Raw genomic sequence first — 19,615 nt, 5'->3', positions numbered from 1 at the left:
CAGCCAATAAAGGTAATTTATGCTTTTAAAACTTTATCTTTGCTAACTTAATTATGAGTATTTTTCCATATCGATTTAACCTTTAAATGAAAGAATTACAGCACTTAAACAAATATTTTTTAAAATATAAAAAACAGCTTTTACTAGGTACTGTAATAACTATAATAGCCAGAATATTTTTACTATTTACCCCTCGGTATGTTCGAGAAATTTTTGTGGTTATTGAAAAATATTTAAGAGGAGGTGTTTCTGAACAGGTTGTGAAGGCTGAATTAACCGAAGTTATTATATACATTATTGGTGCTTCATTAATTGCTGCGATATTCACGTTTTTTATGCGTCAATATATTATTAATGTATCACGCTACGTGGAATTCGATTTAAAAAATGAAATTTACAACCAATACCAAAAGCTCTCTTTAAATTTTTATAAAAAAAATAGGACAGGCGATTTAATGAATCGAATAAGTGAAGATGTAAGCAATGTACGCATGTACGCTGGTCCCGCCATTATGTACAGTATCAACACCATTACTCTTTTTGTAATTGCACTTATTTACATGTTTAACGAAGCTCCTAAATTGGCTTTATACACCGTGTTGCCCTTACCCATATTATCTATTGTAATTTACAAATTAAGCAAAGAAATACATATTAGGAGCACTATCGTGCAACAATTTCTATCTAAACTATCTTCTTCTACACAAGAATCATTTAGTGGTATTTCGATTATTAAAGCCTACGGAATTGAACCACAAACGTCTGCAAATTTTAAATCGTTAGCTACAGAAAGCAAAGAAAAACAGATAAGCTTAGCCAAAGTACAAGCTTGGTTTTTCCCTATGATGATTTTACTTATTGGCACCAGTAATTTACTGGTTATTTATGTTGGTGGTATGCAATATATAAATGGTGAAATTGAAAGTTTAGGAACTATTGCCGAATTTATTATTTACGTAAATATGCTTACATGGCCCGTAGCTACGGTAGGATGGGTAACCTCCATTATACAACAGGCTGAAGCATCTCAAAAACGAATTAATGAATTTTTAAAATTAGAACCCGAAATAAAAAACACGGTAGAAACACCTACTAAAATTACGGGAGACATTGTTTTTAACAACGTAACCTTCACATACGACGACACTAATATTCAAGCATTGAACGACGTAAGTTTCCATATAAAGGAAGGAGAAACCTTAGCTATTTTAGGAAAAACAGGTTCAGGAAAATCGACTATCCTAGATTTAATTGGGCGCCTATATGATATTGATGGTGGTTCGATTTTAATAAATGGTATTTCTATTAAAGATCATAATTTAACCGACTTAAGAAAAAGTATTGGTTATGTACCACAAGATGCTTTTTTGTTTTCAGACACCATTAAAAACAATATTAAATTTGGAGATCAAGAAGCTACCGATGAGGAAGTTTTTGAAGCTGCCAAAAATGCTCAAGTACACAAAAATATTATTAAATTTAATCACGGTTACGATACTATTTTAGGCGAACGTGGCATCACACTTTCAGGTGGGCAAAAACAACGTGTATCTATTGCCCGGGCCATAATAAAATCGCCAGAAATTTTATTATTCGACGATTGTTTATCGGCTGTTGATACCGAAACCGAAGAAAAAATATTGAAGAATTTAACCAAAATTACTAAAGGAAAAACATCTATTATTGTAGGCCACCGCGTATCTTCTGCAAAAAATGCTCATAAAATTATAGTGTTAGATAATGGTAAAATAGTTCAAGAAGGCACCCACGAAACACTTATAAATGTAGATGGGTATTATCAACATTTATATTTAAAGCAGTTAAGTGAATCGTCTTCAACTAAAGATTAACCTCTCTTTCTTAATACAACTAATAACTTACGTTTAATGCAACAAAAAATCATACTTTAAAAAGAAATATCATAAAATGTTGGTTAGTATCACTTTTTTTTAGATTTTTGATATAAATTGATTATTTAATAAATTTCTATATAACTATGAACAATAATGACATGATGGAGAAAGAGGAGATTTTTTCTAAAGTATTAAGAGCAGGAAGACGTACCTATTTTTTTGACGTAAGATCTACTAAAGCAGACGATTATTATCTAACGATTACTGAAAGTAAAAAGTTTACCAACGACGATGGTTCATTTCATTACAAAAAGCATAAAATTTATATATATAAAGAAGACTTTAATGAGTTTAAAGATATTTTAGCTGAAATGACTGATTATATTATTAATGAAAAAGGTGATGAAGTTATTAGCGATCGTCATCAAAAAGACTTCAAAAAAGAATACGATACTGAAGAAACACCAAGTGAAAATGGTGAATTACATAAATCGACCGAAAGTTTTACTGATATAGATTTTGATGATATATAATATTAGAATCAAAAAACAAATAATACAAACCGTTACTTTTAGTAGCGGTTTTTTTAGCTCACTATACTACCGTTTTTTACTTTATTTTCGGGGTTTAACAAAATAACATCTTTACCATTAACGGCTCCTAAAAGCAAGCATTCACTCATAAATTTAGCAATCTGTTTTTTCGGGAAGTTTATAACAGCCACAATTTGTCTTTGTAATAAATCTTCCTTCTTATATAGCGTTGTAATTTGTGCAGACGACTTTTTAATTCCCAAATCGCCAAAATCAATTGTTAATTGATATGCTGGATTACGTGCTTCAGGAAAATCTTGAACTTCAATAATAGTCCCTACTCTTAAATCAACTTTAGTAAAATCTTCAAAAGTTATAGTCTTATTCATTTTTTAAAAATACAAATTATACCGAACTTTGAATAAAATTTTTCATTATGTCGAATACGCCATCAAACATGTTGCCTTTGGGCACAACGGCTCCTTATTTTGAATTACCCGATACTATTAGCGACTCACTTATAGATTTAGAAACGATTAAAGGAGAAAAAGGTACGGTTATTATGTTTATATGCAACCACTGCCCTTTTGTAATTCATGTAAATACCGAAATTATTGCCATTGCAAATACCTACTTAAAAAAAGGGATTGGTTTTGCTGCTATTTCGAGTAACGATGCTAAAAAATATCCACAAGATGGTCCTGATAAAATGAAAATTCACGCTAAAAACGAAAACTACCCGTTTTCTTATTTATATGATGAAAGTCAAGAAGTTGCCAAAGCATACGATGCTGCTTGTACCCCCGATTTTTATGTGTTTGATGCTGAATTAAAATTAATTTATAGAGGACAATTAGATGATTCACGACCAGGAAATAGTAAACCTATAACAGGAAGCGATATACGACATGCCCTTAATTCCTTAATTGAAAACAAAGAAAACACTTCTGTACAAAAACCAAGTATTGGTTGTAATATTAAGTGGAAAAACCCATCTTAACCCCTTCCCAAAGGAAAGGCTTTTTGTAATCAAAAGGTTAATTGCCAAAAACCAACATCTAACCACTTATCAAACTTTAAGCCCACTTCTTTAAAGTGAGACACTTGTGTGAATCCAAATTTCTCATGAAGTTTTACACTGGCTTCATTAGGCAATGTTAAACCCCCAACAACTACATGATAATCTTGTTCTTTTAACTGCTTTAAGAGTTCTGTATATAATATAGTCCCTATTTGTTTTCCTTGAGCTTCATGATGCAAATAAACAGTACTTTCAACGGTATGCTTATACGCAGGTTTTTCTCGCCATTTGTTAGCGTAGGCATATCCTAATATCTTATTATCTTCTTCAAAAACATAAAATGGATATATTTTATAAATACTTTCAATTTTCTCTTTAAAAGCATCAACTGTAAATGGCACATCGTCAAAAGTAACCACGGTATTTAAAACATAATGGTTATAAATATCTACAAGTTGTTGGGCATCTTTCATTTTAACAGGTCTAATCATATGTTTCTAAATCCAGTTATTTTGTTGCATTAAATTTTCAATATGTGAATAATGATGGTTACTGTGCCATGCATATATACCAACATTTTTTTTTAAAACCACTTCACTTTGAGTTTCTGGGTGAATAAAATATTTATTTAAATTCTCTTCAGACAATCCTTTTAATAAATATACTAGCTTAGCATGAACAGCTTTTAAATGAAGTAAAGAGATCTCGATAGGAGCTGTTTTAGAATCGATTAATTCTGCCCAACGATCTTCAAAATAAGCTTTTATAACAGGCTTATCTTCTGTTAAAGTCCATTTAAAACGGGTATAGCTATGGTGATGACTATCTGAAAGATGATGAATAACCTGTCTAATGGTCCATCCATCTGGTCTATATACCGTATCTAACTGATCGTTCGTTAAATTCTTAACAAGATTTTCTAATCTAGTAGGAAAATGTTCTAAAATTGAAATCCAGCTTTCTATGTGCTGAGCTGAAATATTATTAGGGCAATCAAAGTGCCCAATGGGGTATTTAAGTTTTTGTAATTTTTGCTCTGTCATAAAACAAAGATATTAAATTGCTATGCAATTTAATCTATCCCTATTTTTATCCAGTTTATAGCAGTATTTAAGTTGTTAAATCGTTTTATTTTATTATTGAAAAATAAGTTTTCAATCACAGAACTCAAAACTCTAATTTTATCTTCAGATACTATGTAATAGCCCTTCAAATTAAAGCTATTATTAAAAAACTTCAACCAATCTGAAGCGACAACAGAATACGAATTAATTCTATGTGATATGTATACAATATCTTTTCCATTGCTTCCTATAAATCTAGAAACATCATTTACAATTACCTTTGCATGCTCATCCCAATTAAGATTAATACCTAGATTAATTTCAGAAATCACAAATCCTTCAAATATAAATACGTTACCAAAAGAATAATTTAATTCTTTAATTACCTGATTATATAAATCCGTTTCTTTTATACTTATCACGTTCCGACATTAAACTCATACAATTATAGTAAAAAATAATCCATTAACTCACATAATAATTAGTCTTATCAGGAAATTGACCGATGCTAACCATTGGAAACTAAAAAAGCACCTTTTTATTAGGTGCTTTTATAATTTATTTTTTTTTGATATTACTTAACGTTCATTAATTCTACATCAAAAATTAACGTTGCATCTGGTGGTATAACCCCTCCAGCTCCTCTGCTTCCGTATCCTAAATGACTCGGAATTACAAAACGTGCTTTGTCGCCCACGTTTAATAATTGAATACCTTCGTCCCAACCTGAAATAACTTGCCCAACTCCTAAAGGAAAATCAATTGGCTCATTACGTTTGTAAGAAGAATCAAAAACAGTTCCGTCTGCTAATTGTCCTTTATAGTGTACAGATACATTTTTACCCTTTTCGGCTTTAACTCCCGTTCCTTTTTGAATAATTTGGTAACGTAATCCGCTTTCAGTTTTACTAAATCCCGTCGCTAATTTATCTAATGCTGCTTCTGATGCTTTTTTGGCTTCAGCTAATATTTTTTCTCTAGAACCTTCAAAATCTCTAAAAGCTTCAATAGCATTGAAACCTTCAGCTTCTGCTCCTACTCTTACAATCTCTAAAGTTTCAATTTTGTCACCTTGAGCAATGGCATCAACCACGTTTTGACCTTCAACCACTTTCCCAAAAACGGTATGGTTGTTATCTAACCACGGGGTGGCAACATGCGTTATAAAAAACTGACTACCATTACTTGCTGGTCCTGAATTCGCCATGGATAAAATACCTGGTGCATCGTGTTTTAAATCTGGATGAAATTCATCGGCAAATTTATAACCGGGATCACCTGAACCCGATCCTTGTGGACAACCACCTTGAATCATAAAATCTGGTATTACTCTATGGAATTTCAAACCATTATAATAAGGTGTTCCTTGAGGTTTTACTTTATTTTCTAAATTTCCTTCGGCTAAAGCAACGAAGTTACCAACTGTTCCTGGTGTTTTTTTAAATTCTAAAGCAACAAGAATTTCTCCTTTTGTTGTGTTGAATTTTGCGTATAATCCGTCTTGCATGCTGTTCTTTTTTAATGAAGATGCAAATATATGAAATGATTAACGATTGTTTATTCATATAAGTAGCAAAGTTTCTAAGAAACAAAGTTCCAAAGTTTAATGTAAATACATTTTCAACTTTGGAACTTTGAACACTTTTAATCTTTGAGACTTTGACTCTTTGAAGCTTTAATTAGCGACTTCACTTATAAATTTTATTCTATACAAGCGAAGTTCATCTTCATCATAATCGCCATCAAATTCTTTAATTGCTGTTTCAATACTATCGGTTTTAGATTCCATAAAATAGTCGTGGATTTCTTCTTGCTGGTCTTCATCTAAAATATCGTCAATCCAATAATTAATATTCAATTTGGTTCCAGAATAGACTATAGCTTCCATTTCTTTTATAAAATCGACCATAGACATTCCTTTTGAAGAAGCAATATCATCTAAGGGTAATTTTCTATCTATGTTTTGAATAATATAAAGCTTATTGGCAGAATTTGTACCCGTAGATTTAACAACTAAATCGTCTGGACGAATAATATCGTGCTCTTCAACATATTGCGCTATGAGTTCTATAAAATCTTTACCGTATTTTTTAGCCTTCCCATCTCCCACACCATGTACATTAGCAAGCTCTGTTACAGTAATAGGGTATTTTAACGCCATATCTTCAAGTGATGGATCTTGAAAAATAACAAAAGGTGGTACACCTAATTTTTTGGCATTCTTCTTACGTAAATCTTTCAATAAATTCATTAATAACACATCGGCCACAGCACCTTCACTTTTAGCCGCTGTTACAATAGTACCATCTTCTTGCTCACCATCAAAAATATGGTCTTCAGTCATCATAAAAGATTTTGGTTTCTTTATAAAATTTCTACCAGCATCAGCTAATTTAATAACACCGTAAGTTTCAATATCTTTTTTAAGGAAACCAGATACCAAAACTTGTCTTAATAAAGCCATCCAGTATTTTTTGTCTTTATCTTTACCTTTTCCAAAGAAAGCTTGCTCGTTGGTTTTATGCGAATTAATTAAGGCATTTTCTTTCCCCGTAATAACATGTACTAAATCTTTAGACTTGTACTTTTCGTTGGTATTGTCAATGGTTTCTAAAAGAAGTTTAACATCGTTTTGGGCTTCATGTTGCTTTTTAGGATGCCTTACATTATCATCCATTTCGCCTCCTTCTCCTGTTTTATTATCGAATTCTTCACCAAAATAATGTAAAATAAATTTTCTACGAGAAATAGAGGTTTCGGCAAATGCTACCACTTCTTGTAATAAAGCTTGTCCAATTTCTTGTTCAGCTACAGGTTTTCCTGACATGAATTTTTCTAGTTTTTCAATGTCTTTGTATGCATAATAAGCTAAACAATGCCCTTCACCACCATCACGTCCGGCCCGACCAGTTTCTTGATAATAACTTTCTATACTTTTAGGAATGTCATGATGAATTACAAAACGTACATCAGGTTTATCGATACCCATACCAAAGGCTATGGTAGCTACCACAACATCGACATCTTCCATAAGAAATTGATCTTGATAATTAGACCTCGATTTAGCATCTAAACCAGCATGATATGGCACTGCTTTAACACCATTTACCTGTAAAACCTGTGCCAATTCTTCAACACGTTTTCTACTTAAACAATAAACAATACCCGATTTACCTTGATTTTGTTTTATAAAACGAATAATATCGGCGTCAACATTTTTTGTTTTCGGACGCACTTCGTAGTATAAATTAGGTCTATTAAAGGAAGCTTTAAATGTTTTTGCTCCACTAATCCCTAAATTTTTAATAATATCCTCCTGAACCTTAGGTGTTGCTGTTGCTGTTAATCCTATGATAGGAATATTGTCACCAATACGACCAATAATATGCTTTAAATTTCTGTATTCTGGTCTAAAATCGTGTCCCCATTCGCTAATACAATGCGCTTCATCTATAGCCATAAAAGACACTTTTACCGAACGCAAAAACTCAACATTTTCTTCTTTAGTTAAAGATTCTGGCGCTACATAAAGTAATTTAGTTACGCCATTTACAATGTCTTCTTTAACCCGCTTAATTTCGGTTTTGTTTAATGAAGAATTTAATACATGTGCAATACCTTCTTCATTTGAAATCCCTCTAATAGCATCTACCTGATTTTTCATTAAAGCTATTAATGGAGAGACTACTATAGCGGTACCTTCCTGCATTAAAGCAGGCAATTGATAACAGAGAGATTTACCACCGCCAGTTGGCATGATGACGAATGTGTTGTTACCAGATAATAAACTTTCTATGACACCTTCTTGAAGCCCTTTAAATTTACCAAACCCAAAATGTTTTTTTAGTGCAGAATGCAAGTCACTTTTTGCTATTAACATGAATAATATAGAAATTTATTTAATCATTAAAAAAATGTAAAAAATATTCAAAACTCAATTGATTATTTTAAAGTGTATAAAGAGAACCCTCGTGATTTTTTCGTTAGTTTTGTAACGAACATCGAAATTACAAATAAAATTAATTTTGATTCACATTTAAAGATAACAATTTCTTTAAAAGCATCAACTAAAAAATTAATAAATTTTGAATAGTAAAAATTCAATTATCAATATTGCTAAGCAAACTATCGAAATGGAAAGTAAAGCCATTTTTAATCTATCTGATTTAGTTAATGATGATTTTGCCGATGCCGTAACCCTTATTTACAATTCGAAAGGGCGCGTTATTATTACTGGTATTGGTAAAAGTGCTATTATAGCAAGTAAAATTGTGGCTACATTAAATTCTACTGGAACACCTTCTATTTTTATGCATGCTGCCGATGCTATTCATGGTGATTTAGGTCTTATTCTTGAAGATGATATAGTAATATGTATATCAAAAAGTGGAAACACCCCTGAAATAAAAGTACTTATCCCTCTTATTAAAAGAGCAAAAAACAAAATGATTGCTATTACAGGCAATAAAGAATCGTTTCTAGGACAACATGCAGATTATGTTTTAAATGCGTATGTTGAAAAAGAAGCTTGTCCCAATAACCTTGCGCCTACTACTAGTACTACAGCACAATTAGTAATTGGAGATGCCCTTGCTGTGTGTTTATTGGAACTACGAGGTTTTTCGAGTACCGATTTTGCTAAATACCATCCAGGTGGGGCTTTAGGTAAAAAATTATACTTACGTGTTCAAGATATTTCTTCAGTTACTCAAAAACCAAAGGTTAGTGCTTCAACAATCATTAGAGATGTTATTATTGAAATAACAGAAAAAATGCTAGGTGTTACTGCTGTAGTTGAAAATAACAAAATTATAGGTATTATAACCGACGGTGATTTACGTAGAATGCTAACAAAGGTTGACGATTTTTCAAAATTAACGGCTAAAGATATTATGAGTGCTAATCCCAAACGTATTCAAGCAGATGCTATGGCTATTGATGCCTTAGAAGTTATAGAAGCATTTGGAATTTCTCAACTTTTGGTGGAAGAAAACGGTACTTACGCAGGAGTGGTTCACTTACACGATTTAATTAAAGAAGGTATTATATAATGGCGAAAAAGAATATAAACGAGATGTCTTTCCTAGACCATCTTGAAGAGTTACGCTGGCATCTTATTAAAATTACTTTAGCCATCGTTATTGTAGGAGCTCTGGCATTTGTTTTTAGTCGATTTATTTTTGATGACATCATTTTTGCTCCGTTAGATATGAATTTCCCCACTTATGAGTGGTTGTGTAAAATGGCAACATATATGCAATTAGAAACCAGTTTCTGCAATGATAAAATACCTCTTATTTTACAAAACAGAACCATGGCAGGACAGTTTTCAGCAGATATTTGGACTGCCATTTTAGCTGGATTTATTATTTCATTTCCGTACGTTATTTACCAATTATGGAAATTTATAAGCCCAGGTTTACATGAAAATGAACGCAAACATTCACGTGGCTTTATAATGATATCTTCCTTATTATTCTTTTTAGGAGCCTTATTTGGTTATTACATTATCACACCTTTATCAATTAACTTTTTGGCCAATTACAGTATTTCATCACGGGTAGACAATCAAATAGACATTAGTTCGTTTATTGGATTGGTACGTTCATCAGTGTTAGCATCGGGTATTATTTTTGAATTACCCATTATTATTTATTTCTTAACCAAAATTGGTTTGGTAACCCCCGAATTTTTAAAAAAATACAGAAAATATGCTTTAATACTTGTTTTAGTACTATCGGCCATCATAACACCTCCAGATATTGCGAGTCAGGTTATTGTAGCTATCCCTATTTTAATTTTATATGAAGTAAGTATTCTTATTTCTAAAATTGTAATACGTAACCAAAAAAGAAAACAAAAAAAACATGTCTAATATCGTTACCGAATTTAATGAGTACCGTGCTAAAATGAACGACAAAATTTTAGCTGATAATAACAAAGTCATCAAACGTATTTTTAATTTAGATACGAATGCTTATACTGAAGGCGCACTCGATGTTAAAACGAAAGAACTTTTAGGTTTAGTTGCTTCGGCCGTATTGCGCTGCGACGATTGTGTAAAATACCATTTGGAAACAAGCCACAAAATAGGTTTAACAAAAGATGAAGTTGTAGAAGCTTTAAGCATTGCGACGTTAGTTGGCGGTACTATTGTTATTCCCCACTTACGTCGTGCCTACGAATTTTGGGATGCTTTAGAAGCACAGACGTTAAACAAAATATAAATTAAAATATCAGCCATTATAGTGTACGTGATTTTACTATTTTTGGCATTCAGCATATAAAATATGATTTTAAGAGCTCAAAATTTAATGAAGTCCTATAGCGGACGAAAAGTAGTAAAGGATGTTTCTTTACAAGTTGAACAAGGTGAAATTGTTGGACTTTTAGGCCCCAATGGTGCTGGTAAAACAACTTCTTTCTACATGACAGTTGGCTTAATTAAACCAAATAGCGGGCATATTTTCTTAGATGATACCGAAATCACACAATACCCTATGTATAAGCGTGCACAAAACGGCATTGGTTATTTGGCACAAGAAGCATCCGTTTTTAGAAAATTAAGTATAGAAGATAATATTTTAAGCGTATTACAACTTACCAAACTAAGTAAAAAAGAGCAAGAACATAAAATGGAGTCGCTTATTGAAGAATTTGGTTTAGGCCACATTCGTAAAAGTAGAGGTGATTTATTATCAGGAGGAGAGCGTAGACGTACCGAAATAGCACGTGCTTTGGCAACCGACCCCAGTTTTATTTTATTAGATGAACCGTTTGCGGGCGTTGATCCTGTTGCTGTTGAAGATATTCAACGTATTGTAGCACAACTTACCAAAAAGAATATTGGTATTTTAATTACCGACCATAACGTACAGGAAACACTTGCTATTACTGATAGAACGTATTTAATGTTTGAAGGAAGTATTCTTAAAGCTGGTGAACCCGAAGAATTAGCTAACGACGAGATGGTGCGTAAAGTGTATTTAGGTCAGAATTTCGAGTTACGTAAAAAGAAAATCAGGGAATAGTTTCAGTATTCATTTTTATAAAATACAATTTAGTTTTGGACTTTCTTCTGAACGATTTTTACTGTTTTTTTATTCCTTTGAATATCATACTGAAAAGCTTCACTACTAAAAGTGCCACAAACCCAACCAATAATCCAACAATAGCATCTTTTATAAAAGCAGGTATCGTTTCCATTAAGTGATGAAAAAACTCAATATTATGAGTAAAAATACCACCTGCAACCAAAATAAGGGCAATTGTACCAATAACAGATAAACTTTTAATTACTAAAGGAAGTGCTTTAACTAAAATATTTCCAATGTTCGCTAAAAATCCTTTTCCATTAGTACTCTTTTTTATAAATCTATAACCCAAATCATCCATTCTTACAATTAGAGCTACAATACCATAAACCCCTATCGTTGCAATAATAGCTACAATAGAAACTACTAAGACTTGGAATAAAATAGGCTTCCCTAAAACGGTTCCTAAGGCAATGATAACAATTTCAATAGACAGAATAAAATCAGTAAAAATGGCCGATTTTATCTTCTTTTTTTCCATTAGTAAAACATCTTCTTCAGAAGGGTTTGCATCCTTAACCTCTAGGACATCATGTTTGTGAGGTAGAAAAAATTCTACTATTTTTTCAACACCTTCATACGCTAAATACACCCCGCCTAATATTAGAATTAAAGTCACTGCCCAAGGTAAAAAAGAGCTTAACAAAAAAGCAATGGGTAAAATAATAAGTTTGTTTAGAAAAGAACCTTTAGTAATTGCCCACAAAACAGGCAACTCTCTTGACGATACAAAACCAGTCGCTTTCTCAGCATTTACAGCTAAATCGTCACCTAAAATCCCAGCTGTTTTTTTGGTAGTAATTTTACTCATTACTACCACATCGTCCATAAGGGCAGCAATATCATCTAATAATGCAAAAAATCCTGAAGCCATTCTTAGTATAAATTATTTTAATTTGGAAGCAACATTATCTAAAACAGACATGCCTATATAAAGTAGTATTATAAGTGGTATCGCGGCAAACTGTAATAAAATTAAAAGAATTACACAAAGCATGATAAAAACATATCGGGTAGCATTGGCTTTAAAACCCCAATCTTTAAACTTTAAAGCAAATAATTTGATGCTTGAATTTAATAGGTAACAACTTAAAAACGTCAAACCAATTAAAAACCATTTATTAATAATAATGGAATTTATTAAATCGTTATTCTGAAATTCTAAAATTAAAGGTAGTGATACAATTAATAAAGCATTCGCAGGTGTTGGTAAGCCTTTAAAATAGGTTTGTTGGTCTTCATCTATATTGAATTTTGCCAATCTATAAGCCGAAGCCAAAGTTATAAATAACCCAATAAATGGGAAAACACTATAATTTTTTGTGCTACCATAAAATTCATTATTCCATACATTTTCAAAAGTAATTATTTCAGGTATATTTGTTGTCATTGCTATAAGCTTACACATTATAATACCTGGTACCAATCCACTCGTTACCATATCAGCCAACGAATCTAACTGAACACCCAATTCACTTTGCACATTCAGTTTTCTAGCTGCAAAGCCATCAAAAAAGTCAAAAAAGATACCTAAAAACACAAATAAAGCGGCGGCTACAAAATCATTGTTAACAGCTAAAATAACGGCAACACTTCCGCAAAAAAGATTTAATAAGGTTAAGGCATTTGGTATATAGTGTTTCATATGTAGATACTATTTTATTTTTTAATGGTTATATGCAATTCGCATATCTATAATTGGTATTGCAACCAATTTTCAGTCATGCTCGTTTCATAGTTCCTTTTTTAATGTTGTAAAAATAGCAAACAATTTTCGTCTAAAGCAATATCTATTATAATTTCAAGTTTATAGGTTTATAAATTATGTGCATCTTTGTAAAAAAATTACGATTGAGATCTTACATTACTGCATTACTTTGCGTTATAAACGTGTCTGTATTTAGCCAATCCGTTCGGAAATACTCCAACGAATTCATGAATATTGGTGTAGATGCTGCGGCTTTAGGAATGAGTAGTGCTGTTACTGCAAATACATCCGATGTAAATTCTGGATATTGGAATCCAGCTGGTTTGTTGAAACTTGAAGACAACCAATTAGCTTTGATGCACTCCAGCTATTTTGCCAATATTGCCAATTATGATTACGTAGCCTTCGCTAAACCTTTAGATGATAGAAGTGTAGTGGGTATATCGTTAATTCGTTTTGCTGTTGATGATATATTAAATACTACGCAACTTATTGATGAGCAAGGCAATATTAATTATGATAGAATAAGTTTATTTTCAACTGCCGACTACGGACTTACTTTTTCATATGCGCGGGCACTTCCTGTTCAAGGACTTAATTTTGGAGCCAATGCCAAAGTTATTAGAAGAGTTATTGGAGATTTTGCATCTTCGTGGGGTTTTGGTTTAGATGTTGGAATGCAATTTGAAACCAATAACGATTGGAAATTCGGAATTATGGCACGCGACATTACAACCACTTTTAATGCATGGGCGATAAATAAAGAGGAGTTTAAAAAAATTCAAGATGCTGTTGAAGGACAAAATCAAGAACTACCAGAAACTACCGAAATTACGATTCCTAAACTGCAAATAGGTATTTCTAAGCTGGTAGATTTTAATTATGATTACACGCTTTTAACTGCTTTTAATTTAAATGTTCGGTTTGAAGAAAACAATGACGTGATTTCATCATCCTTTGCGAGTATCAATCCGGCTTTAGGATTTGAATTTGGATATATCGACATGGTTTATTTACGCGCGGGTGTGGGTAATTTTCAAAATGAAATACAAATAGATAATTCAGAACAACTAAGCTTTCAACCCAGTTTTGGTGTCGGATTTAAATACAATGGTGTTCAAATAGACTATGCTTTTACCGATATTGGCGACCAAAGTATCGCTTTATATTCGAATGTCTTTTCGTTAAAACTTGATTTTAGTATTTTTAGATAATTTAAATTTTATGCAAAAAAAACTATTTTTTTTATTCCTTTTTTTATCTGTTGAAATAACAATCGCGCAACCAGACATCTTGTCTGAACAAGCTAGAATTAGTGTACTAACCGTTGGTTCTGGCAAATCATTGAACGATTCATTTGGGCATAGTGGATTTAGAGTGGTCGACCCCATAAAAAATATCGATTTGGTATTTAATTATGGTGTTTACGATTTTCAAACACCCAATTTTTATTTAAAATTTGCACAAGGAAAACTCAATTATTTAATAGGATTCGATTATTATGAAGACTTTTTTGAAAGATATATTTCACAAAACAGAACGATCAAAGAGCAAGTACTAAATCTTTCAAAAATTGAAAAGCAACAACTATTCGATTATTTATTAAACAATATTAAACCAGAAAATCGAGGCTATTTATATGATTTCTTTTATGATAACTGTGCAACCAAAATAAAAGATGTTACAAATATTTCTTTGAATAATACTATTGTTTTCAATAAACCCAAAAACTTCAAAGACCAGACATTCAGAACCTTAATTCAAAATAATTTAAATAAAAATTCTTGGGGAAGTTTTGGTATTGATTTGGCATTAGGTTCTGTGATTGATAGAAAAGCAACAACCGAAGATCACATGTTTTTACCTGAAAACATTTATAATTTTTTTGAAGTTGCTACCATAAAAAGCAGTAACAAACCACTTGTTAAAGAAAGCAAAGTGCTTTATAAAATGATTGATGAGCCTTTACCAAGTGATTTTTTTACAAGCCCATTATTTGTTTTTGGGGTTTTAGGAATCTTTATTCTTTTTATTACTTATAACGATTTTAAAAAACAAAAACACACGGTATGGTTAGATGTTACTTTATTTAGCATCACGGGGCTTATAGGTATCCTAATCCTATTACTTTGGTTTGCTACAGACCATAAAGGCACGCACCAAAATTATAATTTACTTTGGGCATTTGCTTTAAACATTTTAGTAATTGGACAATTATTAAAACCAAAAGCAAGTAAATGGTTTATTAAATACTTAAAGCTTTTAGTAATTCTTTTATGTTTACTAACACTTCACTGGCTTATGGGGATACAAGTATTTGCTATTGGATTGATTCCTTTATTGCTCGCTTTGTTTATTAGGTATTTGTTTCTAATAAATATTATGACAATAGGCAATAGGCAATAGGCAATAGGCAATAGGCAATAGGCAATAGGCAATAGGCAATAGGCAATAGGCAATAGGCAATAGGCAATAGGCAATAGGCAAATTTAGCTACTGTCCTCTAAAGAAAATCATGGTGCTTAAGGTTTTTATAATAATATTAACATCTAGCAAAAAACTTCGATGCTTAATATAATATAAATCGTATTGTAATTTTAATAAACTATCATCAACGGAAGCTCCATATCTCGTTTTTACTTGCGCCCACCCTGTTAGCCCCGGCTTTACAATATGCCTAGTTTCATAAAAAGGCAGTAGTTGCGATAATTGCTTAACAAAATGGGGTCTTTCTGGTCTAGGACCAATTAAACTCATTTCTCCTTTAAAAATGTTAAGAAACTGGGGAAATTCATCTATCCGCGAATTTCGTAAAAACTTACCAAAGGGTGTTATTCTGACATCATTCTTTTTGGCCCAAACTGCTCCAGATACTTCGGCGTTTTTAATCATGGTTCTGAACTTAATAATTGTAAAAAGATTGCCGTTTTTTCCAATACGTTCTTGTCTATAAAAAAGTGTCCCACGGTTTCCTATCAGATTTCCTAATAAAACTATGGGTAATAATACTAACCCAATCAAAACTCCCAAAAGAGAAATAAGTATATCAAACAAACGTTGAAAAAATAAATATAGTTTATTATGATTGCTTCTACTAAACGGAAAATATCTATAAAAATCTTTCCCTACAAATTGAACAGGAACACGTTGCATCATATCTTCATAAACTTGTGTATATTCCTTTATGGGGAAACCACCTTCTAGAAGAGTAATAAGTTCTTTATAAATTTCTTCAGTTATAGATTCAGAATTATAACTTGCTATAACAATTTCTGAAATGTTTTCGTCTTTAATAACTTGGTAAATTTCTTTAGAGCTATATTCTAAAATACCATTAAACTTCACCTTATCGTCTTTTTTTTGTTCACAATTAATAAATCCAATAACTTTATAATTGGGGTCGGCATTTTTAAATGTTTCTATTATAGACTGAATATTAGACGTTTCACATATAATAAGTATTTTTTTATAAAACCTTGGTGATGAAATAAATGTTAAATAGGCCATTCTCCATAAAAACAAAGCAAAGAGTATGGCAAAATAAAAATAGATAATCTGTAACCGGTTATCTGGTAATATAGGTGTAAAAAAGGGTGTTAAAAAATAGAATAAAACGGTAATAGAAACTGTAAAAACAATACTGGTAGCGGTTTTTTCAATTTTGCTAGATTTTTGTAAATCGTAAAGTTCAAAAATAGTTCCGAATATAGAAATGTATAGACCTAATACAAAAGCCCATTTCCAATTTTCTTTGGTTACGGTAAAATAATCAAACTCAAACGTCTTACTTACTAAGTATAAAATAACAAAAATGGAGACGATATCGAAAATTCGCAATAAAATCTTACGTTCTGAAATATTGAAATGAATACCTTTTTTGAACATTTATATTTTATAATTTGAGAGGTGGTAAAGATAGTAAGTAATTAAACAAACCACTAATCATTGCAACACACTAATCCATAAGTTTTTAACAACATCCCAGTCGTAATTTTCTGCCTTCCTTCTAGCTTTTAAAGACATTCTATTGGTGTTTTTATGGCTTAATTGTAGTGTTTTTATGGCTGAAACAAATGCAATTGCACTATTAGGAGTAACTAAAATCCCTTCTCGGTCGTTTTCTATTAAAAAAGACATACCACCAACATTTGTTGAAATAATTGGCAACCCTAAAGCCATGGCTTCAACAATACTTACAGGCATGTTATCAAAATTGGTGGTGTTAATAAATAGGTTGTAATCTTTAGAAAGTTTTATCCAGTCTGGTTTAGATAATTTACCTGTAAAAGTCACTTCAACACCCATTTTTTTGGCATAATCTATAGTTTTTTGCAAAGAACCATCATTATCTGGTCCAACCATACAAAGTGATGCATGAATACCTTCGTCTAAAAGCAATTTTAAAATTTCTACAGCCAAAAACGGATTATATATCTCTGAAAATGAACGCACCCAAAGCAATTTAATCGTTTCATAATCCCTTTCTTTAAAAGAGTAATTATGAAGATTTATAGAGTTAGGAATGTGAACTAGGTTAGAGTATCCATGCTTTTCAAATTCCGATTGTATATAAACCGAAGGTGCAATGTTTATATGAGCATTTTTGAATACAGCCCTGCTTAATTTAGAACTTGATTTTAATCGGTTTGGTAAGTTTCCACCATGTAAAATGGGAACGTATTTTAATTTTAAAAACCGACATAATTGACTACATAAATAAGCATAATAAAAGTTTGATGTACTATAAGTGTCTATTAAAACATAATCTACTTTTTTAGCATATTTTAAAATAGCAAAAAGCATATCGAAAAGACGTAACAACTTAATTTTTTTGTTGGAAAAAGTAAAAACAGAATAACCTTCTAAGCTTAATTTTTTGCTTAAAGTTTCAATAGTGGTTTCTGTTTTACCACTTTTAGATAATTTATTTCCTATATATAGGATGTTTTTCATCTGTTTTTAACCGTTAGATATTACTTGTTTAGAAGTAGCATTATTATTTTTGGTGTTTTTAGTTTTACTAGTTTCATAGGTTATATTTAATAAACAAAGCCCGTAAATAAAAGCAGGTGCTGCTATACGCATAGATGAGTGATTGATGGTTAATAACCAAAAGAGGTAACATGAATAAAAAAACATGTTATTTCTATTTCTTAATCTTAATATTAAAGGAGTAAACAGCAAAATAAACAAAGCAATTAAACCAAGTAACCCGTGTTCTGATAATATACGGCTCATTTCATTATGTGATGCCGCCAAAACCCCCTCTTTTTTTTCTCTCAACTCTTTAATTTTCCCTACACCAACACCAACAATTGGGTTATTTAAAAATTCATTCAATTCAAAAGAAATTAAATCGGTACGTCCCGTAGTAACATCTTCTTTTTCTCGCCCTAATGCATCTTGGTTTGCGTAACGTTTATCAATAAATCCACTGGTTTGCAACGAAGAATAAAGCCAAATAGAAAAACCGACTCCCACGAATATCAATACCAATCTACTAATTCTTAACTTATTGAAGACATTAACCTTTTTAAAATAAAAAAAAACAAAAGCGGCTATCATAAATAAGGCTGTAATAACACCTCCTCGACTAAATGTTATTATAGCTCTGTAACTAATAAAAAAGAAAAAAAGAACATTGATTACTTTTAAAAACATCGAAGGTGATTGCGCAAAAAAGCGAATACTAAAAACAAACATGCCTAACCCTAAAACGGTAGCTACTTGATTGGGACCAAACCCACCAGAAGCAGCATAATTTGAACCTGTACCTGTAATTGTGTCTCTAACACTTGGATTAAATAAAAACAAATAAGTAGTAGTAGCTATTAATGGCAAAGCCATTGTGAAAAATATTTTGTGGATGTTGTTATAACTCACTTTAAGTTTATAACAAAAAATAGACACTATACCCAAGCACATAGGACCACTTAAATTAAATGCAATAGCTGTTCGTAATGTGGTACTTTCAGTTACATTAAATGCTGCTACAAAAATACCAGGGATAAGCAGTATAACATAGAATACATATACTATTGGCTGGCTTTGTTTTCGCACAGTAAATAAACCAATTAAACAAAACAATATTACCAAATATTTTGATGCTTCATACAAAAAGCTCCCTCCTGTCATACGTATAAACACCTCTGCACCTACTACATATGCACAGGCAAGTAATATTTTTACTGCACGAAATGATGGCTTAGTTCTAAATATTTGTTTTGTGTAATACACCAAAACACCTAAAAAATACACTTTAGATAAAACAGGTATCATATAAATAGCGAATCCTATTAGAACATGTAACCCTATTGCTTTTATGTAATTACTATACTTCAA

20 protein-coding genes are annotated in these 19,615 nt (G+C 31.5%); 9 read left to right on the top strand and 11 right to left on the bottom strand.

The features are described from left to right. Window positions 1-86 precede the first annotated feature (86 nt). Both QLS71_RS13240 and QLS71_RS13235 read left to right on the top strand, forming a co-directional pair. Entirely contained in the window at window positions 87-1,850 is a 1,764-nt protein-coding gene (locus QLS71_RS13240) for an ABC transporter ATP-binding protein (RefSeq protein ID WP_308992616.1), read from the top strand. A gap of 146 nt (window positions 1,851-1,996) precedes the next feature. Beyond that, complete coding sequence (locus tag QLS71_RS13235) at window positions 1,997-2,386, top strand: PUR family DNA/RNA-binding protein (protein ID WP_308992617.1); 390 nt, start codon at window positions 1,997-1,999, stop codon at window positions 2,384-2,386. A gap of 53 nt (window positions 2,387-2,439) precedes the next feature. Here QLS71_RS13235 and QLS71_RS13230 read toward each other — a convergent pair whose 3' ends face one another. Further along, on the bottom strand, window positions 2,440-2,775 hold the full coding sequence (locus QLS71_RS13230) for a tRNA-binding protein (RefSeq protein ID WP_308992618.1): 336 nt from the start codon (window positions 2,773-2,775) through the stop codon (window positions 2,440-2,442). A 47-nt stretch (window positions 2,776-2,822) separates the two neighbouring features. Between QLS71_RS13230 and QLS71_RS13225 the strand changes: the two genes are divergently transcribed. Continuing rightward, the gene (locus tag QLS71_RS13225; RefSeq protein WP_308992619.1) at window positions 2,823-3,386 is read left to right on the top strand and encodes a thioredoxin family protein; all 564 of its coding nucleotides are present in this window, start codon (window positions 2,823-2,825) and stop codon (window positions 3,384-3,386) included. Between the two features lie 29 nt (window positions 3,387-3,415). Here the strand turns inward: QLS71_RS13225 and QLS71_RS13220 are convergent, their stop codons facing one another. The 5 genes from QLS71_RS13220 to QLS71_RS13200 all read right to left on the bottom strand — a co-directional run bounded on the left by QLS71_RS13220 (window position 3,416) and on the right by QLS71_RS13200 (window position 8,351). Continuing rightward, on the bottom strand, window positions 3,416-3,898 hold the full coding sequence (locus tag QLS71_RS13220; protein WP_308992620.1) for an N-acetyltransferase family protein: 483 nt from the start codon (window positions 3,896-3,898) through the stop codon (window positions 3,416-3,418). Window positions 3,899-3,904: 6 nt separating this feature from the next. Further along, window positions 3,905-4,450, bottom strand: a complete 546-nt coding sequence (locus tag QLS71_RS13215) for a YfiT family bacillithiol transferase (RefSeq protein WP_308992621.1) — start codon at window positions 4,448-4,450, stop codon at window positions 3,905-3,907. A 29-nt stretch (window positions 4,451-4,479) separates the two neighbouring features. Next, window positions 4,480-4,893, bottom strand: coding sequence for a hypothetical protein (locus QLS71_RS13210; protein ID WP_308992622.1), 414 nt, complete (start codon window positions 4,891-4,893; stop codon window positions 4,480-4,482). A gap of 152 nt (window positions 4,894-5,045) precedes the next feature. Next, window positions 5,046-5,978, bottom strand: a complete 933-nt coding sequence (locus QLS71_RS13205; RefSeq protein WP_308992623.1) for a peptidylprolyl isomerase — start codon at window positions 5,976-5,978, stop codon at window positions 5,046-5,048. A gap of 168 nt (window positions 5,979-6,146) precedes the next feature. Continuing rightward, window positions 6,147-8,351 carry a RecQ family ATP-dependent DNA helicase gene (locus tag QLS71_RS13200; protein ID WP_308992624.1) on the bottom strand — a complete coding sequence of 735 codons (2,205 nt, stop codon included), beginning with the start codon at window positions 8,349-8,351 and terminating at the stop codon, window positions 6,147-6,149. Window positions 8,352-8,556: 205 nt separating this feature from the next. Here QLS71_RS13200 and QLS71_RS13195 point away from each other — a divergent pair, with 205 nt between their 5' ends. The 4 genes from QLS71_RS13195 (at window position 8,557) to lptB (ending at window position 11,502) form a co-directional block, all read left to right on the top strand. Further along, window positions 8,557-9,522, top strand: coding sequence for a KpsF/GutQ family sugar-phosphate isomerase (locus QLS71_RS13195; protein WP_308992625.1), 966 nt, complete (start codon window positions 8,557-8,559; stop codon window positions 9,520-9,522). Next, the gene (tatC, locus tag QLS71_RS13190) at window positions 9,522-10,346 is read left to right on the top strand and encodes a twin-arginine translocase subunit TatC (protein WP_308992626.1); all 825 of its coding nucleotides are present in this window, start codon (window positions 9,522-9,524) and stop codon (window positions 10,344-10,346) included. Before QLS71_RS13195 ends, tatC begins: the two co-directional genes overlap by 1 nt. Continuing rightward, window positions 10,339-10,698, top strand: coding sequence for a carboxymuconolactone decarboxylase family protein (locus QLS71_RS13185; RefSeq protein ID WP_308992627.1), 360 nt, complete (start codon window positions 10,339-10,341; stop codon window positions 10,696-10,698). Before tatC ends, QLS71_RS13185 begins: the two co-directional genes overlap by 8 nt. 63 nt (window positions 10,699-10,761) lie before the next feature. Then, window positions 10,762-11,502: an LPS export ABC transporter ATP-binding protein gene (gene lptB / locus QLS71_RS13180; protein WP_308992628.1), complete on the top strand. Its 741-nt coding sequence runs from the start codon at window positions 10,762-10,764 to the stop codon at window positions 11,500-11,502. A 58-nt stretch (window positions 11,503-11,560) separates the two neighbouring features. On the opposite strand, the gene QLS71_RS13175 is transcribed toward lptB, so the two are convergent. Together QLS71_RS13175 and QLS71_RS13170 are read right to left on the bottom strand one after the other, a co-directional pair. After that, the gene (locus QLS71_RS13175) at window positions 11,561-12,439 is read right to left on the bottom strand and encodes a DUF808 domain-containing protein (RefSeq protein ID WP_308992629.1); all 879 of its coding nucleotides are present in this window, start codon (window positions 12,437-12,439) and stop codon (window positions 11,561-11,563) included. A 12-nt stretch (window positions 12,440-12,451) separates the two neighbouring features. Then, entirely contained in the window at window positions 12,452-13,210 is a 759-nt protein-coding gene (locus tag QLS71_RS13170; RefSeq protein ID WP_308992630.1) for a CDP-alcohol phosphatidyltransferase family protein, read from the bottom strand. A gap of 290 nt (window positions 13,211-13,500) precedes the next feature. On the opposite strand from QLS71_RS13170, the gene QLS71_RS13165 reads away from it, so the two are divergent. After that, on the top strand, window positions 13,501-14,487 hold the full coding sequence (locus QLS71_RS13165; protein WP_308992703.1) for a PorV/PorQ family protein: 987 nt from the start codon (window positions 13,501-13,503) through the stop codon (window positions 14,485-14,487). 10 nt (window positions 14,488-14,497) lie between these two features. Continuing rightward, window positions 14,498-15,679 carry a DUF4105 domain-containing protein gene (locus tag QLS71_RS13160; RefSeq protein WP_308992631.1) on the top strand — a complete coding sequence of 394 codons (1,182 nt, stop codon included), beginning with the start codon at window positions 14,498-14,500 and terminating at the stop codon, window positions 15,677-15,679. An 87-nt stretch (window positions 15,680-15,766) separates the two neighbouring features. On the opposite strand, the gene QLS71_RS13155 is transcribed toward QLS71_RS13160, so the two are convergent. The 3 genes from QLS71_RS13155 to QLS71_RS13145 are packed head-to-tail and all read right to left on the bottom strand — an operon-like array spanning window position 15,767 to window position 19,615. Continuing rightward, entirely contained in the window at window positions 15,767-17,158 is a 1,392-nt protein-coding gene (locus QLS71_RS13155; RefSeq protein ID WP_308992632.1) for an exopolysaccharide biosynthesis polyprenyl glycosylphosphotransferase, read from the bottom strand. 57 nt (window positions 17,159-17,215) lie between these two features. Next, entirely contained in the window at window positions 17,216-18,226 is a 1,011-nt protein-coding gene (locus QLS71_RS13150; protein ID WP_308992633.1) for a glycosyltransferase family 4 protein, read from the bottom strand. Window positions 18,227-18,232: 6 nt separating this feature from the next. Next, window positions 18,233-19,615 (bottom strand): O-antigen ligase family protein, encoded by a 1,383-nt coding sequence (locus tag QLS71_RS13145; RefSeq protein ID WP_308992634.1) that lies wholly within the window; start codon window positions 19,613-19,615, stop codon window positions 18,233-18,235.

The organism is Mariniflexile litorale (assembly GCF_031128465.2).
In the GTDB taxonomy this organism is placed as follows: Bacteria; Bacteroidota; Bacteroidia; order Flavobacteriales; family Flavobacteriaceae; genus Mariniflexile; species Mariniflexile litorale.
The sequence above is the reverse complement of the archived record's forward strand: the minus strand, read 5'-3'. Positions and strand labels throughout refer to the sequence as shown.

Bases quoted from the DNA above. Each gene is read 5' to 3' on its own strand.
- QLS71_RS13230 (WP_308992618.1), bottom strand. From the start codon at position 2,775: ATGAATAAGACTATAACTTTTGAAGATTTTACTAAAGTTGATTTAAGA.
- QLS71_RS13240 (WP_308992616.1), top strand. From the start codon at position 87: ATGAAAGAATTACAGCACTTAAACAAATATTTTTTAAAATATAAAAAA.
- QLS71_RS13170 (WP_308992630.1), bottom strand. From the start codon at position 13,210: ATGAAACACTATATACCAAATGCCTTAACCTTATTAAATCTTTTTTGC.
- QLS71_RS13215 (WP_308992621.1), bottom strand. From the start codon at position 4,450: ATGACAGAGCAAAAATTACAAAAACTTAAATACCCCATTGGGCACTTT.
- QLS71_RS13205 (WP_308992623.1), bottom strand. From the start codon at position 5,978: ATGCAAGACGGATTATACGCAAAATTCAACACAACAAAAGGAGAAATT.
- QLS71_RS13175 (WP_308992629.1), bottom strand. From the start codon at position 12,439: ATGGCTTCAGGATTTTTTGCATTATTAGATGATATTGCTGCCCTTATG.
- QLS71_RS13160 (WP_308992631.1), top strand. From the start codon at position 14,498: ATGCAAAAAAAACTATTTTTTTTATTCCTTTTTTTATCTGTTGAAATA.
- QLS71_RS13225 (WP_308992619.1), top strand. From the start codon at position 2,823: ATGTCGAATACGCCATCAAACATGTTGCCTTTGGGCACAACGGCTCCT.
- QLS71_RS13185 (WP_308992627.1), top strand. From the start codon at position 10,339: ATGTCTAATATCGTTACCGAATTTAATGAGTACCGTGCTAAAATGAAC.
- QLS71_RS13220 (WP_308992620.1), bottom strand. From the start codon at position 3,898: ATGATTAGACCTGTTAAAATGAAAGATGCCCAACAACTTGTAGATATT.
- lptB (WP_308992628.1), top strand. From the start codon at position 10,762: ATGATTTTAAGAGCTCAAAATTTAATGAAGTCCTATAGCGGACGAAAA.
- QLS71_RS13165 (WP_308992703.1), top strand. From the start codon at position 13,501: ATGAATATTGGTGTAGATGCTGCGGCTTTAGGAATGAGTAGTGCTGTT.
- QLS71_RS13150 (WP_308992633.1), bottom strand. From the start codon at position 18,226: ATGAAAAACATCCTATATATAGGAAATAAATTATCTAAAAGTGGTAAA.
- QLS71_RS13200 (WP_308992624.1), bottom strand. From the start codon at position 8,351: ATGTTAATAGCAAAAAGTGACTTGCATTCTGCACTAAAAAAACATTTT.
- QLS71_RS13235 (WP_308992617.1), top strand. From the start codon at position 1,997: ATGAACAATAATGACATGATGGAGAAAGAGGAGATTTTTTCTAAAGTA.
- QLS71_RS13155 (WP_308992632.1), bottom strand. From the start codon at position 17,158: ATGTTCAAAAAAGGTATTCATTTCAATATTTCAGAACGTAAGATTTTA.
- tatC (WP_308992626.1), top strand. From the start codon at position 9,522: ATGGCGAAAAAGAATATAAACGAGATGTCTTTCCTAGACCATCTTGAA.